17 protein-coding genes are annotated in these 15,425 nt (G+C 69.4%); 9 read left to right on the plus strand and 8 right to left on the minus strand.

The features are described 5' to 3' along the window. Positions 1 to 165 precede the first annotated feature (165 nt). Together ACZYY4_RS00005 and ACZYY4_RS00010 are read right to left on the minus strand one after the other, a co-directional pair. The gene (locus ACZYY4_RS00005) at positions 166 to 1,509 is read right to left on the minus strand and encodes a serine hydrolase (protein WP_463807362.1); all 1,344 of its coding nucleotides are present in this window, start codon (positions 1,507 to 1,509) and stop codon (positions 166 to 168) included. Between the two features lie 3 nt (positions 1,510 to 1,512). After that, on the minus strand, positions 1,513 to 1,836 hold the full coding sequence (locus tag ACZYY4_RS00010; RefSeq protein ID WP_463807363.1) for an antibiotic biosynthesis monooxygenase family protein: 324 nt from the start codon (positions 1,834 to 1,836) through the stop codon (positions 1,513 to 1,515). A 99-nt stretch (positions 1,837 to 1,935) separates the two neighbouring features. Between ACZYY4_RS00010 and ACZYY4_RS00015 the strand changes: the two genes are divergently transcribed. After that, complete coding sequence (locus ACZYY4_RS00015) at positions 1,936 to 2,622, plus strand: alpha/beta fold hydrolase (RefSeq protein WP_463807922.1); 687 nt, start codon at positions 1,936 to 1,938, stop codon at positions 2,620 to 2,622. On the opposite strand, the gene ACZYY4_RS00020 is transcribed toward ACZYY4_RS00015, so the two are convergent. After that, a complete protein-coding gene (locus tag ACZYY4_RS00020) occupies positions 2,589 to 3,485 on the minus strand; it encodes an HhH-GPD family protein (RefSeq protein WP_463807364.1) in 897 nt (298 codons plus the stop codon). The genes ACZYY4_RS00015 and ACZYY4_RS00020 overlap by 34 nt on opposite strands. A gap of 25 nt (positions 3,486 to 3,510) precedes the next feature. Between ACZYY4_RS00020 and ACZYY4_RS00025 the strand changes: the two genes are divergently transcribed. Beyond that, positions 3,511 to 4,128, plus strand: a complete 618-nt coding sequence (locus tag ACZYY4_RS00025; protein WP_463807365.1) for a carbonic anhydrase — start codon at positions 3,511 to 3,513, stop codon at positions 4,126 to 4,128. A gap of 89 nt (positions 4,129 to 4,217) precedes the next feature. After that, the gene (locus ACZYY4_RS00030; protein WP_463807366.1) at positions 4,218 to 4,979 is read left to right on the plus strand and encodes a hypothetical protein; all 762 of its coding nucleotides are present in this window, start codon (positions 4,218 to 4,220) and stop codon (positions 4,977 to 4,979) included. 67 nt (positions 4,980 to 5,046) lie between these two features. Here the strand turns inward: ACZYY4_RS00030 and radA are convergent, their stop codons facing one another. Both radA and ACZYY4_RS00040 read right to left on the minus strand, forming a co-directional pair. Further along, positions 5,047 to 6,462, minus strand: a complete 1,416-nt coding sequence (gene radA, locus ACZYY4_RS00035; RefSeq protein ID WP_463807367.1) for a DNA repair protein RadA — start codon at positions 6,460 to 6,462, stop codon at positions 5,047 to 5,049. Between the two features lie 106 nt (positions 6,463 to 6,568). Then, a complete protein-coding gene (locus ACZYY4_RS00040) occupies positions 6,569 to 7,105 on the minus strand; it encodes a copper chaperone PCu(A)C domain-containing protein (RefSeq protein ID WP_463807368.1) in 537 nt (178 codons plus the stop codon). A 259-nt stretch (positions 7,106 to 7,364) separates the two neighbouring features. Between ACZYY4_RS00040 and carD the strand changes: the two genes are divergently transcribed. The 3 genes from carD to ispF are packed head-to-tail and all read left to right on the plus strand — an operon-like array spanning position 7,365 to position 9,007. Next, a complete protein-coding gene (carD, locus tag ACZYY4_RS00045; RefSeq protein ID WP_463807369.1) occupies positions 7,365 to 7,853 on the plus strand; it encodes an RNA polymerase-binding transcription factor CarD in 489 nt (162 codons plus the stop codon). A 15-nt stretch (positions 7,854 to 7,868) separates the two neighbouring features. After that, positions 7,869 to 8,534, plus strand: coding sequence for a 2-C-methyl-D-erythritol 4-phosphate cytidylyltransferase (ispD, locus tag ACZYY4_RS00050; RefSeq protein WP_463807370.1), 666 nt, complete (start codon positions 7,869 to 7,871; stop codon positions 8,532 to 8,534). After that, positions 8,531 to 9,007: a 2-C-methyl-D-erythritol 2,4-cyclodiphosphate synthase gene (gene ispF, locus ACZYY4_RS00055; RefSeq protein WP_463807371.1), complete on the plus strand. Its 477-nt coding sequence runs from the start codon at positions 8,531 to 8,533 to the stop codon at positions 9,005 to 9,007. Before ispD ends, ispF begins: the two co-directional genes overlap by 4 nt. A 15-nt stretch (positions 9,008 to 9,022) precedes the next feature. Here ispF and ACZYY4_RS00060 read toward each other — a convergent pair whose 3' ends face one another. After that, on the minus strand, positions 9,023 to 9,871 hold the full coding sequence (locus ACZYY4_RS00060; protein WP_463807372.1) for a hypothetical protein: 849 nt from the start codon (positions 9,869 to 9,871) through the stop codon (positions 9,023 to 9,025). 127 nt (positions 9,872 to 9,998) lie between these two features. Between ACZYY4_RS00060 and cysS the strand changes: the two genes are divergently transcribed. Genes cysS through ACZYY4_RS00075 form a run of 3 tightly spaced genes read left to right on the plus strand, consistent with a single transcriptional unit; the run spans position 9,999 to position 13,240 of the window. Continuing rightward, positions 9,999 to 11,408, plus strand: coding sequence for a cysteine--tRNA ligase (gene cysS / locus ACZYY4_RS00065; protein ID WP_463807373.1), 1,410 nt, complete (start codon positions 9,999 to 10,001; stop codon positions 11,406 to 11,408). After that, complete coding sequence (rlmB, locus tag ACZYY4_RS00070; protein ID WP_463807374.1) at positions 11,409 to 12,350, plus strand: 23S rRNA (guanosine(2251)-2'-O)-methyltransferase RlmB; 942 nt, start codon at positions 11,409 to 11,411, stop codon at positions 12,348 to 12,350. 20 nt (positions 12,351 to 12,370) lie between these two features. Continuing rightward, complete coding sequence (locus tag ACZYY4_RS00075) at positions 12,371 to 13,240, plus strand: glycerophosphodiester phosphodiesterase family protein (RefSeq protein ID WP_463807923.1); 870 nt, start codon at positions 12,371 to 12,373, stop codon at positions 13,238 to 13,240. Between the two features lie 13 nt (positions 13,241 to 13,253). On the opposite strand, the gene ACZYY4_RS00080 is transcribed toward ACZYY4_RS00075, so the two are convergent. Next, positions 13,254 to 14,498, minus strand: a complete 1,245-nt coding sequence (locus ACZYY4_RS00080) for an SLC13 family permease (protein WP_463807924.1) — start codon at positions 14,496 to 14,498, stop codon at positions 13,254 to 13,256. After that, a complete protein-coding gene (locus tag ACZYY4_RS00085; RefSeq protein ID WP_463807375.1) occupies positions 14,495 to 15,415 on the minus strand; it encodes an MBL fold metallo-hydrolase in 921 nt (306 codons plus the stop codon). The genes ACZYY4_RS00080 and ACZYY4_RS00085 overlap by 4 nt, the downstream gene beginning before the upstream one ends. Between the last annotated feature and the right edge of the window lie 10 nt (positions 15,416 to 15,425).

Consider the following 15,425-nt stretch of genomic DNA (forward strand, 5'->3'; position numbering starts at 1 on the left):
CCCTGCACTGATCGACAACGACCACTCCCTCCACTGAATGCGAGCCGACTGACTCACAACCAGACTGGCAAAGAGGGAATCGGGGGCTTTTGTGCGTGTTCGGCGGGTTTATGCGGCGGTCCCAGCTTCGGCTCTCCTTCGTCGGGCCTCGCTGAACCGCCGGGTTCAGTGCCCTACGGGCAGCAGGCCGAAAGCCTGCTTGGCGATCTGCAGCATCCAGCTGCCGACGCTCTTGCCGTGGTCACGTGGCCAGTTGAGCTGGAAACTGACCACCCACGGCTGCCCGGCCCGGTCGATGGCGTACCAGCTGAAGGTCAGGTCGCCGGGCAGGCCGCCGGCTTTCGAGCCGATGTAGGGCCAGTCGGCGCGTTTCAGGTCGATGCCGCGGACCGCGGAGAGGATCTCCTTGACCGGCGCGGCCTTGCCCACCGCACCGGCTTGCAGCGCGACGTGCACCCGGCAGATGTCCTCGGCGCTGCCGTACCACTCGGCGCCGTATGCCGACGCCGGAACGTGCGCGCGGATCGGATCCGGCTCGTACGGCCGAGAGTCGGCCTGCCGCAGCAGCTTTGCCCGCTCCTGGGGTGAGCCGTGCTGCCATTGCTCGCGCAGGTCGGGTTTGCCCCAGCCCACCGAGAACAGTTCGTACATGGTGGGAAACGGCGTCATGCTGGCCGGGTCGTGGTGGCCGGCCACCGCCAGCGCCCGCTCGACAGCACGGGTTCCCACGTGGTCGATCAGCAGGTCGGTCGCCATGTTGTCGCTGGTGGCGATCATCTTCTCGGCGGCCTTGCGAACCGATACATGGGCGCCGTCGGGCAGTTCCTCCAGCCCGGACGAGCCGACCACCTTGGCCCGGCCGGTGATGGTCAGCGGATCGTCCCAGGACACCGTCCCGGCCTTCACCTCATCGGCCACGGCCAGCAGCACATACAGCTTGAAGATCGACGCCAGCGGCAGGGACTGGCTGGTGTTGGTGCCGGCCACCGGCTTGCACACGCCGCCTTCGATGCGCGACGCCTGGTAGGAGTAGCGGGCGCCGGTCCGGCTCAGCACCGCGTCCACGTCATGCCAGGAACCGATGGGTGGCGCCTCGGTGGTCGGCTTGAACAGATCCACCATGCCGTTGTCGTCGGTGCGGATCCTGACGTCTTGCCGGGCGCCGTAGGAGGTGGTCAGGTGCAGGGTGGCGGCGCCGGCGCGGATGTCGACGCCGTCGAGGCGGAACGGTCGGTCCCACCACAGCGATTCCATGGTGGTGACGACCTGCTCGACCTTGTCCGGTGCGGCCAGAGTGGCCACCCCGACCGGGCCGATAGGCCAATCGGAGTTCAGCATGTCCATGGTCTGCTTGGCGCGCAGACCCGGTGGGGTTTTGGTCGAGATCGTCACCGCGCCGTCGCCGGCGTCGGCGGGCGACGCCGGGGAGGGGGCGCAGCCGACAGCTGACACGCCGACAAGGCTCAACAGGGCTACAGCGGTCGTGCATGCCGCCAGATGGCGCCGCACGGGCTAAGCCTTTGCGGCAGTTCCGGCGGTTCCCGCAACGTCCAATGCGACCTCGAACTCCAGGTTGGCGGCGCCGGTTGAGACGGGTTTGCCGTAGCCGCTGTGCGCTGCCTCCGAGCGGTCACGGACCCACGCCTCGAACGCTTCGTCGGACTCCCATCGGGTGACCACGAAGTAGCGGTTGTCACCCCTGACCGGGCGTAGCAGCTGAAAGCCCTGGAAGCCCGGGGAGTTCTCCACGGTGTCGACCCGGTCGGCGAACCGCTTCTCCACCTCCGGACCGGCACCCTCGGGGACCTCGATGACGTTGATCTTCACCACTGACATGCGGCCTAGGCTACCGTGCCCCGGGTGGACACCGCCCCGAGCGAGCTGCTGAGCTATCGCGGTGGGCACGGCGCGCCGCTGGTCCTGGTGCACGGGTTGATGGGGCGTGGCAGCACCTGGCCTCGGCAACTGCCCTGGCTGACCCGGTTCGGGGCGGTCTACACCTACGATGCGCCGTGGCATCGCGGCCGCGACGTCGTCGACCCGCATCCGATCGCCACCGAGCGTTTCGTAGCCGATCTGGCCGTGGCGGTGGAGCAGCTGCCGGGCCCGGTGCGCCTGGTCGGTCACTCGATGGGGGCGCTGCACGCGTGGTGCCTGGCGGCAAGCCATCCCGATCTGGTCTCCGCCCTGGTGGTGGAGGACATGGCGCCGGACTTCCGGGGCCGTACCACCGGGCCGTGGGAGCCGTGGGTGCACGCCCTGCCGGTCGAATTCGCCCGGGCAGAAGAGGTGGTCGCCGAATTCGGAGAGGTCGCCGGTCGGTACTTCCTGGAAGCTTTCGACCGCACCGAGACCGGCTGGCGGCTGCACGGTCAGCCTGCACGGTGGGTGCAGATCGCCGCCGAGTGGGGAACCCGCGATTACTGGGAGCAGTGGCGGGAGGTGCGCTGCGCGACATTGTTGATCGAAGCCGGCAACTCGGTGACGCCGCCCGGCCAGATGCGCGAAATGCACCGCGTCGCGTTCGACAGCACCTATCTGCACGTCCCGGATGCCGGTCATCTGGTGCACGACGAGGCGCCGCAGGTCTACCGCGAGGCCGTCGAGTCGTTTCTGTCCTGACCCGGCAGCGCAAAGCGGTCGTCGGCGAGATGTTCCACAAGCCCGTCGCCCAACAGTGAGGTCAGGGCGCGTTCCCGCTGTACCGTGTCCACCGGCCATGCCAAGTCAAGTTCTGCACGTGTGACCGGAAACGCGTTGTCCCGCAACACATCCAGTAGACGGCCCCGTACCTGACGGTCAGTGCCGGCGTAGCGTTGGACGGGTCGCTTCGGCGCGCTGCCGGGCGGGAATCCGCGGTCTCGCCACGCGCAGGAGCGCAACGGGCAGCCGTCGCAGCGTGGCGCCCGGGCCGTGCACACCATGGCTCCGAGCTCCATCAGCGCCGCGGAGAACCGGGCGGCCCGACCGTCATCGGGCAGCAGCGCGGCGACGTCGGCGTGGTCGCGCTTCGCCGACGGGCTTGCGGCATCGGCGTGCCCGTGCACGGCCCGCGCCACCACTCGACGCACGTTGGTGTCGACCACCGGAACGGGTTTGCGGTAGGCGAAGCCGGCCACCGCCCGCGCGGTGTAGCTGCCGATCCCCGGTAGCTGCTGCAGGACGTCGACGTCGTCGGGGACCACGTCGGCGAAGTCCCGGGCGATCACGGTCGCGCATTCGTGCAGCCGCTTGGCCCGGCGGGGGTAACCGAGCTTTCCCCAGGCCCGCAGCACGTCGGCGGGGGTCGCGGCCGCCGTCGCCGACGGTGTCGGCCAGCGTGCCACCCAATCCGGCCAGATCGGCAGCACCCGCGCCACCGGGGTCTGCTGCAGCATGAACTCGCTGACCAGGATCTGCCACGGCGTCACATCGCCGGCTCGCCAGGGCAGGTCGCGTTCAGCGGAGTCGAACCAGCCGAGTAGGTCGTCGGCATCGATGCTCATCGGCGGGCCGTGCACAATGTTGGATATGCCGAATTCGAATCCGATATCCGCGTGGAAAGCACTCAAGGAGGGTAACGAGCGTTTCGTCGCCGGCGAGCCCAGCCACCCCAGCCAGGACGTCGCGCGCCGCGCTGCACTGGCCAACGGCCAGAAGCCGACTGCGGTGGTGTTCGGCTGCGGTGACAGCCGGGTCGCCGCCGAGTTGATCTTCGACCAAGGTCTGGGCGACATGTTCGTGGTGCGCACCGCCGGTCACGTCATCGACTCGGCGGTGCTGGGTTCGATCGAGTTCGGAGTGGCGGTGCTCGACGTGCCGCTGATCGTCGTGCTGGGCCACGACAGCTGCGGCGCGGTCAAGGCGACGCTGGCGGCGTTGGACGGTGGCGCCGTGCCGGGTGGTTACCTGCGGGACATCGTCGAACGGGTGATGCCGTCGATCCTGCTGGGTCGGCGTGACGGGTTGACCGCCGTCGACGAGTTCGAGGCCCGCCACGTCAACGAGACCGTGACGCAATTGGCTGCACGTTCGACGGTCATCGCCGACCAGATCGCGGCGGGGACGCTGGCCATCGTCGGCGCCACCTATCACCTGGCGGACGGGCGGGTGTCGGCGCGCGGACATCTCGGCAATATCGGCGATTAGGGCCGATTAGTCGCCGAAGGTCACAACGCGGCAACGACACGCCGAGAGAGGTCGGACAACTCGAGGTGAGCTCGTCCTACCGTGAGAACGTGCTCGATTTGGAACCGCAGGGTCCGCTGCCTTCGCAGATCTACTGGCGACGCCGTGGTTTGGCGCTGGGCATCGCGGTCGCGGTGATCGCGGTGGTGTCGGCCATCATCTTCGCTGTCGTACACACCAGTGCGGGCGCCGAGAACGCCGACGGGAAAAAGACGACCGCCGCGCAGCACGCCAAGCCGCAAGGCGCCCCGGGCGAAGAGGTCAAGACGCCCGTAGTGCCGCCTGCCGAGCAGGCGCCACCACCCTCTCCGACTCCGACCGCAGCGGTGATCCCGCCGCCGGTGCTCAAGGAGGGCGACGACTGCCCCGACTCGACGCTGGCAGTCAAAGGTCTGACCGGTCCGCAGTACACGGTGGGGGAGCAGCCCCAGTTCACCATGGTGGTCACCAACATCGGGTTGGTCGCCTGCAAGCGGGATGTGGGGGCGGCGGTGCTGGCCGCCTACGTCTACTCCCTGGACAACCAGCGGCTGTGGTCGAACCTGGACTGCGCGCCGTCGAACGAGACCCTGGTGAAGACTTTCGATCCCGGCGAACAGGTGACGACCACGGTGACCTGGACGGGTATGGGTTCGGCGCCGCAATGTCCGCTTCCGCGACAGTCGATCGGTCCGGGCATCTACAACCTCGTCGTTCAATTGGGCAATCTGCGATCCGCGACGGTGCCATTCATGCTGACCGAGCCCTCGCCGGACGCGCCACCGCCGGTCGACGGCGTCCCGGGACCGGAGGCGCCGCCGCCGGGCAACTGATCGCCGTATTTGCCCCAGGCGATCGCAAGCGCGGCGGAGCCGGGTGCGGCGGGTCGCCGTATTCGCCCTAGACCCGTCGCAGTAGCTGTGGCGGCGCAGGCCTGTCGGCGCGATGATCAGCGATGTCGACCAGGTGGTGCAGCGCCGCAACGATATTGGCCGCCGCGACGGTGCGCAGGCCACCCACGGTGGCCGGGGCGCCCGGCGGTGTCAGCGCGGTGGTGAAGCCGAGCCGGGCCGCCTCGGTCAATCGACGATCCATCCCGCTGATCGGACGCAGGTCGCCGGCCAGGCCCACCTCGCCGACCACCACGGTGGTCGCGGGCAGCGGCAGGCCCGCATACGCCGACGCCAGGGCGATGGCGACGGCCAGATCGGTCGACGGATCGGTCAACCGCATGCCGCCCACGGTGGACAGGTAGATGTCGGCTGCCGCGATCGGCAGCTTCGCGTGCTTGTCGAGCACCGCGGTGATCATCGCGGCCCGGGAGTAGTCGATGCCGCTGACCGCCCGGCGCGGTGACCCGCCCGCCGGGTTGGCCAGCAGCGCCTGTACCTCACCGATCAGCGGGCGCTTGCCGTCCAGCGCGACGGTGATCGCGGTACCGGGCACCGGTTCGCTGCGCTGGTCCAAGAACAGCCCGGACGGATCGGCGATCCCCTCGATGCCGCTGTCGCGGAGCAGGAAACAGCCCACCTCGTCGGTGGCGCCGAAGCGGTTCTTCACAGCCCGCACCATCCGCAACGCCGAATCACGGTCGCCGTCGAAATGCAGCACCACGTCGACGAGGTGTTCCAGTGAGCGCGGTCCGGCGATCGCACCGTCCTTGGTCACATGACCGACGAGGACCAGCGCCACGTCCGCACTCCTGGCAGCCGCGGTCAGTGCGGCGGTGACGGCACGCACCTGGGTGACCCCGCCGGCTACGCCGTCGGTGTCGGCGGCAGCGATGGTCTGCACCGAGTCCACCACCACCAAGGTCGGCCGCACCGCCTCGATGTGGCCGAGCACGGTCTGCAGGTCTGATTCGGCGGCCAGGTAGATCTCGTCGTGGCTGCACCCGGTGCGTTCGGCGCGCAGCCGGATCTGGCCGCCGGACTCCTCGCCGGAGATGTACAGCGCCCGCCGCCCCGCCAGCGCCCACTGGTGCGCGACCTCGAGCAGCAGCGTGGACTTTCCGACGCCGGGGTCGCCGGCCAGCAATGTCACCGAGCCGGGGACCACTCCGCCGCCCAGCACCCGGTCGAGTTCGGCCACACCGGTCTGCTGGTGGCGAGCGCAGCCCGCCGGGATGGAGCTGATCGGAACCGCGGGCCGGGCCGGTGTGGCCGCCTGCAGGCCGTTCGGCGGTGCGGCTGATTCGGCTACCGGATCAATGCCGCCCCAGCTGCCGCACTCCGGGCAGCGACCCAGCCATTTCGCGCAGGTGTTCCCGCATTCCGAACAGCGATACAGCGAACGAGCCTTGGAGGTTCTGGCCACCTGCTGACCGTATCGGGTGGGTCCGACAACGCGTGTCCGTCAACGCGTGTCCGACGACGCGTGTCCGACGACGCGTGTCCGGCACTGCCGGGCAGCGGCGCGGGAGTCAGTGGTGCGAAAGTCCGCCGGCCGAGATCGGCACGGCCAGGCGGATCGGGCCGGCCTTCTTGAAGTCGAAGGTGAAGTCGTAGGTCAGCCCGTTGGATATCGCCTTGTCCAGTGTCACCGTGGCCGCCGCGGTGCTGGCGTCGGTGACCTCGGGCAGCGCCCTGGAGGCAGGTGCCGTCGGCAGGTCCGGGCCGGCCGGGGCGCTGACGACCAGGACGCCGCCGGCGGGCACCGACCTGCCGCCGGTCACCGACACATTGCCGACTGAGGTGCGGATCTCGGTGAGTTCGTCGCCGGTGTCAATCGACTGGTTGCTGGCGACGAACACCAGATCGACCGTCTGGCCGGCCTCCAGCGCGTCGCCGGTCTGCACCGCCTGGATGCGCACGTCACGCAGCGCCAGATCGCCGACGGTGGCCGAAGCGCCGTTGACCGCGGACGCCTGATCGGCGGTCTGGGAGATCTGGCCGGTGCCGCACCCGGCGAGTGCCGCGGCCACGGCCAACGCGGTGACGACCCTGTTGAACCGGTTCACTTGAGGCCTCCTGCTCGGCGCTGCGGTTTGTGACTATGGACTGTAGTAGCACGCTGGTAGCGGCGGTAGCTCAGGGTTGGGGCCTCGCTTCAGCTGGTGATGGACCGCCCCGAACCGGCCCGCAGTGGCCCACGTCATGCATGGTTTATCGTTGCTGTCAAGCCCCCGCCCATGGCTGCGATGCCCCTGACCTGCACCGTTGATCGTCCGGTGTCTGGGCGACGTGTTAGGATGGGGTAGCGAAAGGGGCTCAAATCAGATGATCTTTAAGGTCGGAGACACCGTCGTATATCCACACCACGGTGCAGCGTTAATCGAGGCGATCGAATCCCGGACCATCAAAGGCGAGCCGAAGGACTATCTGGTCCTCAAGGTGGCACAGGGTGACCTCACCGTTCGAGTTCCCGCTGAAAATGCCGAATACGTCGGCGTGCGTGACGTCGTCGGCCAGGAGGGTCTGGACAAGGTCTTCCAGGTACTACGCGCCCCGCACACCGAAGAGCCGACCAACTGGTCGCGCCGTTACAAGGCCAACCTGGAGAAGCTCGCCTCCGGGGATGTGCACAAGGTAGCTGAAGTCGTTCGTGACCTGTGGCGTCGCGACCAGGAGCGCGGCCTGTCCGCCGGCGAGAAGCGGATGCTGGCCAAGGCACGTCAGATCCTGGTCGGTGAGCTGGCGCTGGCCGAGAACACCGACGACGCCAAAGCGGAGATCATCCTCGACGAGGTGCTGGCCGCGGCGTCCTGAGTCGCCGGGGTATCGGTGGCAAGCACAGTAGCCGTGGTTCCGGCCGCGGGCTCGGGTGTGCGGCTCGGTGCCGGCGTTCCGAAGGCGTTCTTTCTACTCGGCGGGCAGACCCTGGTCGAGCGCGCTGTGGCCGGCCTGCGGGAATCCGGCGTCGTCGACCAGGTGGTGGTCGCGGTGCCGCCGGATCGCACCGATGAGGCCAAGCTGATCCTCGGAAGTAAGGCCGCCGTCGTCGCCGGTGGCGCGAACCGGGTCGATTCGGTCCGGTTGGCGCTGGAGAGTGCCGGAGCACCCGAGTTCGTCCTGGTCCACGACGCCGCACGGCCGTTGACCCCACCATCCCTGGTGGTACGGGTCGTCGAGGCGTTGCGCGCCGGGCACCGGGCGGTGGTCCCCGCGCTGCCGGTGTCGGACACCATCAAGGCGGTCGACGCCAACGGGGTGGTGCTGGGCACGCCGGAGCGGGCCGGCCTGCGGGCGGTGCAGACCCCGCAGGGGTTCGCCGCCGACCTACTGTTGCGCGCCTATCAGCAGGCCGGTGAACGGACGCAGTTCACCGACGACGCATCGATGGTCGAGCACATCGGCGGCCAGGTCCAGATCGTCGACGGCGATCCGCTGGCTTTCAAGATCACCACCGCGTTGGACGCGATGCTCGCCGAGGCGGTGGTGAGCCGGTGAGTGTGCTGCCGCGGGTCGGGCTGGGCACCGATGTGCATCCGATCGAGCCGGGGCGACCCTGCTGGCTGCTGGGATTACTCTTTCCCGACGCCGACGGCTGCGCCGGGCACTCCGACGGCGACGTCGCTGTACACGCGCTGTGCGACGCGCTGCTCTCCGCGGCAGGGTTGGGAGACCTGGGCGCGGTTTTCGGCGTCGACGATCCACGCTGGGCCGGGGCAACCGGGGCTGTGATGCTGGGCCATGTGCGCGGCCTGCTCAGCGACAGCGACTTCCTGCTCGGGAATGCCGCGGTGCAGGTCATCGGGAACCGGCCGAAGGTGGGACCGCGCCGTGCCGAGGCACAGGCGCTGCTGTCCGAACTGTTGGGCGCACCGGTGTCGGTGTCAGCGACCACCACCGACGGACTCGGGCTGACCGGCCGGGGTGAAGGCCTGGCCGCGGTCGCTACCGCGCTGGTGGTGCCGCGGTAATTCGCGTGGTGGGGGTTAGCAGAGGCCGAGGAAGGCAAGGCCCAGGCACACGCCACTGCCAGCGGCCTCCGTGCCGACGGTAGCGCCGGTGTCGGCGGCGATACCCGGCAGCACGTCGCCCAGGGTATCGGTCAGCGCGGTCGGATCGACGTCGAGCGGTACATCGGGCAGCGGCGCGTCGAGCGGCAGGCTGGTCAGCGAGTTGGCCAAGGCGTCTGTGGTCACATCCGCCAAACCCCCGGCGTCGAGGTTCGGGGTCAGGTCGAGGTTGGACAGGTCGCTGGCAACCGACGTTGGCAGGCCAAGAGCGTCGGTGGCCGCGGCCGAACCGGCGGTTGCGGCAGCCGCGCCCGTGGCTGCGGCGTCCGCACCGGTGGCTGCGACGTCCGCGCCGGTAGACGGAGCGGCGCCCAGGCCGCCCAGACCGTTCATCAGCAGCGGCAAACCCATCATCGGCACGTACATCGCCATCATCGGGCCCATCATCGCCATCGACATGCCGATGGAGGACCCCATCCCGCCCATGCCGCCGGCAGCGGCCGGAGCAGCTGCCGCCGCCCCACCGTCGTCGCCGGGGTGTGTCGCCTCGTCGTCAGCCGGCTTCGCCGTGTCGTCGTTGGCCGGGCCCGCAGCGTGCGGGTGCGCCGGGCCGGCAGCGGGCGGTGCCAGCGTGCCGGCATCGGCCGGACCCGGCATGCCGGGTTCGGCCGGCTGTACCGCGCCGGCCAGATTCGCCCCAGCAGGCGCCTGGGAAGATCCCTGCGCGCCCTGGTCATTGGGTTCCTCGGCGTACACGGTGCCTGCCGAAGCGATTGCGGCCGCAGCTAGAAGGGCTCCCGAGGCTGCCGCCAGACGTCTGCTCACTTCCGCAATATATGCGACCGGTGACCACCTGTCCACCGATACGGTAATGGGTATCCGTTCCTGGGAAATACCTGGTAGAGACGGTCGCGACCGTTGCTAGCCACCGGGACCGGTAAGCTGGCCCGCCGTGACCGATCGCCCCAGCTTGAGGCTGCACGACACGGCAACCGGCGCCGTTCGTGATTTCGTTCCGCTGCGGCCCGGCCATGTGTCGATCTATCTGTGCGGTGCGACCGTTCAGGCCCCGCCGCACATCGGTCACGTCCGCAGTGGTGTGGCGTTCGATGTGCTGCGCCGGTGGCTGACCGCCCGCGGCTACGACGTCGCCTTCGTACGCAACGTGACCGACATCGACGACAAGATCCTCAACAAGGCCGCCGCGGCGGGCCGGCCCTGGTGGGAGTGGGCTGCCGTCCACGAACGGGAGTTCACTGCCGCCTACGACGCGCTGGGCGTGCTGCCGCCGTCGGCGGAGCCGCGCGCCACCGGGCACATCACCCAGATGGTCGAGCTGATCGAGCGGCTGATCGACTCGGGCCACGCCTATACCGGCGGCGGCGACGTGTACTTCGACGTCCTCAGCTACCCCGACTACGGCCAATTGTCCGGTCACCGGATCGACGACGTGCACCAGGGCGAGGGGGCGGCCACCGGCAAACGCGATCCGCGCGATTTCACGCTGTGGAAAGGCGCCAAACCCGGTGAACCCAGCTGGCCGACGCCCTGGGGGCCGGGTCGCCCCGGCTGGCACCTGGAATGTTCGGCGATGGCCCGCTCCTACCTCGGCCCGCAGTTCGACATCCACTGTGGCGGGATGGATCTCATCTTCCCGCACCATGAGAACGAGATCGCCCAGAGTCGTGCCGCCGGCGACGGGTTCGCCAACTATTGGCTGCACAACGGCTGGGTCACCCTGGGTGGCGAGAAGATGAGCAAGTCGCTGGGCAACGTCTTGTCGATGTCGGCTGTGCTGCAACGGGTCCGCCCCGCCGAGCTGCGCTACTACCTGGGCAGCGCGCACTACCGTTCGATGCTGGAGTTCTCCGAGAACGCCCTGCACGACGCCGTCAACGCCTACGTCGGCATCGAGGACTTCCTGCACCGGGTGCGCAACCGGGCGGGCACGGTGGTCCCCGGCTGCTGGACGCCGCGGTTCGCCGCCGCGCTCGACGACGACCTTTCGGTGCCGATCGCACTGGCCGAGGTGCACCGGTCCCGCGCGGAGGGCAATCGGGCCCTGGACGCCGGCGACCACGACGGTGCCCTGGCCGCCGCCGGTGCCATCAGGGCAATGATGGGGGTGTTGGGCTGCGACCCGCTCGACGAACGCTGGGAGTCGCGCGACGAGACCTCGGCGGCGCTGGCGGCGGTCGACGTGCTGGTGCGCGCGGAGCTGCAACGCCGGGCGAACGCACGAGCCGAACAAGACTGGGCGCTGGCCGACGAGATCCGCGGCAGGCTCAAAGACGCTGGGATCGACGTCACCGACACCGGGGACGGCCCGCAGTGGTCGCTACTGGTAGACGGGACGGGATAGATGGCCGGCAACTCCAAGCGCAAGGGCGCCGTGCGCAAACCCGGGACCAAGAAGGGCCCCACCGTCGGCTCCGGCGGTCAGCGCCGCCGAGGGCTCGAGGGCCGCGGCGCCACCCCACCCGCACACCAGCGGGACTATCACCCGGCCGCAAAAGCCGCCAAACGCGCAACCAAGCAGCGGGTATACCGGACCACCAAGCGCACCGACGAGAACGAAACGGTGCTGGGCCGCAACCCCGTACTGGAATGCCTGCGGGCGGGGATCCCGGCCAACGCGCTGTACGTGGCGCTCGGTGCCGAAGCGGACGAGCGGCTGACCGAATCAGTAACCCGGGCAGCAGATTCCGGCTTGCCGATCCTGGAGGTCCCCCGGTCGGATCTGGACAAGATGACCACCAACGGCCTGCATCAGGGCATCGCGCTGCAGGTTCCGCCCTACAACTACGCGCACCCCGACGACCTGCTCGCCGCCGCGCGGCAAGACGTGGCGCCCGCGCTGCTGGTCGCCTTGGACAACATCTCCGATCCGCGCAACCTCGGCGCCATCGTGCGATCGGCGGCGGCATTCGGCGGGCACGGCGTGCTCATCCCGCAGCGTCGGTCGGCGTCGGTGACCGCGGTGGCTTGGCGCACCAGTGCCGGTGCGGCAGCACGGATCCGGGTTGGGCGCGCACCCAACCTGAACCAAACCCTCAAGGCGTGGGCCGATCGCGGCCTGCAGGTGGTCGGTTTGGACGCCGGTGGCGACACCGTCGTCGAAGAGTTGGACGGCACCGGCCCGATGGTGCTGGTCGTCGGCTCCGAGGGCAAGGGCCTGTCCCGGCTGGTCCGGCAGAACTGCGACGCCATCGTGTCGATTCCGATGGCCGGGCCCACCGAGTCGCTGAACGCCTCGGTGGCTGCCGGAGTGGTGCTGGCCGAGATCGCCCGTCAGCGGCGGTGATTCGCCGCGCAACCACCGCGATGGTAGCGGTGGTTGCGGTGCTCGTCGGCCCGCCGGCTGCGGCACAGCCGGCGACATTCGATCTGCAGGCGCATCGCGGCGGTCGCGGCGAAACCACCGAGGAGTCACTGCGGGCTTTTGCCAAGTCGATTCGATTAGGCGTCACCACACTGGAATTCGATGTCGTACTGACCCGCGACAACCAACCACTGGTGTGGCACGACCCGGTGATCGAGCCGGCCAAGTGTGCCGACACCGGGCCGGCCTTCGCCGGCGACCCGCACCACCCGTACGTGGGCAAGCGGGTGGCTGACCTCACCCTGGCACAGCTACGCACACTGGACTGCGGCAAGCCGCTACCGGAGTTCCCCGACGCGGAAGTGGTGCACGGCAACGTGATCGCGACATTACCGGAGGTGTTCACGCTCGCCGACTCCTACCACGCCGACGTGCGCTACAACATCGAGACCAAGTCCGATGCGCAGAACCCGCAGCAGATCGTAGAGGTGATACTGGCTGCGGTGCGGGCCGCGGGCAAGCTGGACGCCGTCGCGATCCAGAGTTTCGACTGGCGCACCCTGTCGCTGGTGCGCGCCGTCGAGCCGGCCATTCCCGTTGTCGCGCTGTGGGAGCGGGGGCCCGATCCGATCGCCGGCGCCGCGACCGTCGGCGCCGACATCGTGTCCCCGGACTACCCGGTGGTGGATCGGGCCTTCGTCGACCGCGCACATGCCGCGGGGCTCAAGGTGATTCCGTGGACGGTCAACGACGCCGATGCGATGCGCGAACAGATTACCGCCGGGGTCGACGGACTCATCACCGATTACCCGGCGCGGACACGCGCGGTACTGGCCGAGCTGGGCATGCCGCTGCCGCGGGCGTATCGCTGACGCCGCGGCGACGCTAGACACCCAGCAATTGCGCACCGGCCCACAGTGCCAGCACCGCCACCGCCAATGTCGCCGGAACTGTGCACAACCCCAGCCGGGTGTATTCGCTGACACCGGCCGGTACGCGGTGCCTGCGCAGCACCCGGCGCCACAGCAAGTTCGACAGCGAACCGGTGTAGCTGAGGTTGGGTCCGATATTGACCCCGATCAGCACCGCAAGTACCGCGACCGGGCCGGCAGGTGCCACCATCGGCGCCAGCACCAGCGTTGCCGGCAGGTTATTGACCACGTTGGCCAGCACCGCGGCCACCGCCGCCACACCCAGCAGCGCCACCAGCCCGGAGCCCGCCGGCAGCAGCGCGCTCATCCGATCGCCCAGCCCGTTGTCGACGACGGCGCGCACCACCACACCGAGGGCCAGCACGAACACCAGGAAGCCCGCGTTAGCGGCCCGCAGGATGCCGGCCGGTGTGCTGCGCCGCAACGCCAGACCGCGCACAGCCAGGACGGCGGCACCGGCGAACGCCGCCCAGGCCGGCGCGACACCGAACGTCTCGGCGACCACGAAACCAGCCAGCGTCAGACCCAGCACGGCCAGCACGAACACCGGGATCGGCGGTGGCGGGCCGGCGTGGCGGTGCACCGGCGTCGCGCGCAGATCGGCGCGGAAAAACCACCGGAAGATCAGATAGACGACGGCCGTCGCGGCGAGCCACGGTGCCGCCATCAGCGCGGTGAACTTCGCAAACGACAGACCGGTCTGGTGGAACGCCAGCAGGTTGGTCAGGTTGGACACCGGAAGCAGCAGTGATGCGGTGTTGGCCAGGTGTGCGGTCGCGTAGGCATGCGGGCGTATCGGCGCGCGACGGCGGCGGGCCATCATCAGCACCACCGGGGTCAGTAGCACCACCGTCGCGTCCAGGCTCAGTACCGCGGTGATGGTGGCCGCGATGACGAACACCCGGCGCAGTAGGTGCTGTGGGGGTCCCACGTCGCCACGCGCCATGGCCGCTCCGGCGGCCTCGAACAGGCCCTCGTCGTCGCAGAGCTGCGCCAGCACCAGCACCGCACCCAGGAACGCGACGACCCGAAGCAGGGTGGCGGCTTCGGCGGCCGCGTCGTGCAGCGAGATCGCGCCGGTCCCGACCAGGATGGCTGCTGCGGGCACCGCTGCGACCACCTCTGGCCACCCCCGCGGACGGGCCACCGCGAACGCCAGAACCACCGCGAGCAGCAGCAGCGCAAGGGCAGGGTTCAGGTCCACGGGTCTTCGCGCCGCCACACCGTGGGCAGGTGCAGGGCAACGCCGTCGGCCTCGGCCAACTCGCTGAGAACCCGCATCGAGAAGTTCAGGTCGTCGCCGGCATACGGTAAGGCGCGCAACGGCTTTGACAGCGGGCGGAAGAAGTCATCCCAGTGGGTCGCCACCACGGTCGAAGCACCCACCGCTCGCACCGTCTCGTTCCAGTAGTCGACCAGATACTGCCGGGGCTGAATGCCGAGCTGGCCGATACCCAGGTAGACCACCTCGGCGGTGCGGCCCGCCAATGCGCCCGGAATGAAGCCGGCGCTGCCCACGGTCAGCAGCCGTCGCCCCGAAGGCCGGTGGGTCACCAGCGCCGACCATGCCTCACCGCATTTGTAGGCCGAGGCCTTCACCGGCGGTACCACCGCGGTGGTGATGACGCCGGGGAACCGGTCCGGCGGGCAGTGCCGCGACTCGACCAGAGTGACCTCGTAGGCGCCCACGGTGATGGGTTCTCCGGGCGTCGCGACGATTATCCTGTCATCCGAAAGTCCTTGGCCCCGGCCGATATTGGCGGTGGACTCGCCGCCGATCAGGGCTGCGCCGGTGCGTTCGGCCACCACCGCGGAATCCAGCGCGTGGTCGATGTGGCTGTGCAGTGGGATCACTGCGGCCAGCTGGCGCGCTCCGGCCCGGGCCAGGCAGCCGTCGACGCGGGCTGCCGACGGCGACACCTTGCCTAGTGCCACCCGGGCCAGACCGGGCCGCGAGAAGTAGCCGTCGGTCATCAGCGCCGACGACCCGTCGTCGATCAGCATGCTGGTCACGCCGAGCCACGTCACCGACAGTGGTGCATCCGGCGCGGCCGCCGGCACCGCGAACCGGTGCGCATACTGGCCGATATCGGGCCTGCCGGGCTTGAGGCGCATCGGCGAATCG

Source organism: Mycobacterium sp. IDUB_21, from assembly GCF_055419425.1.

Coding starts and splice junctions, on each gene's coding strand:
- ACZYY4_RS00010 (WP_463807363.1), bottom strand. CDS start 1,836: ATGTCAGTGGTGAAGATCAACGTCATCGAGGTCCCCGAGGGTGCCGGT.
- ACZYY4_RS00015 (WP_463807922.1), top strand. CDS start 1,936: ATGGGGCGTGGCAGCACCTGGCCTCGGCAACTGCCCTGGCTGACCCGG.
- ACZYY4_RS00020 (WP_463807364.1), bottom strand. CDS start 3,485: ATGAGCATCGATGCCGACGACCTACTCGGCTGGTTCGACTCCGCTGAA.
- ACZYY4_RS00025 (WP_463807365.1), top strand. CDS start 3,511: ATGCCGAATTCGAATCCGATATCCGCGTGGAAAGCACTCAAGGAGGGT.
- carD (WP_463807369.1), top strand. CDS start 7,365: ATGATCTTTAAGGTCGGAGACACCGTCGTATATCCACACCACGGTGCA.
- rlmB (WP_463807374.1), top strand. CDS start 11,409: ATGGCCGGCAACTCCAAGCGCAAGGGCGCCGTGCGCAAACCCGGGACC.
- ACZYY4_RS00075 (WP_463807923.1), top strand. CDS start 12,371: ATGGTAGCGGTGGTTGCGGTGCTCGTCGGCCCGCCGGCTGCGGCACAG.
- ACZYY4_RS00085 (WP_463807375.1), bottom strand. CDS start 15,415: ATGCGCCTCAAGCCCGGCAGGCCCGATATCGGCCAGTATGCGCACCGG.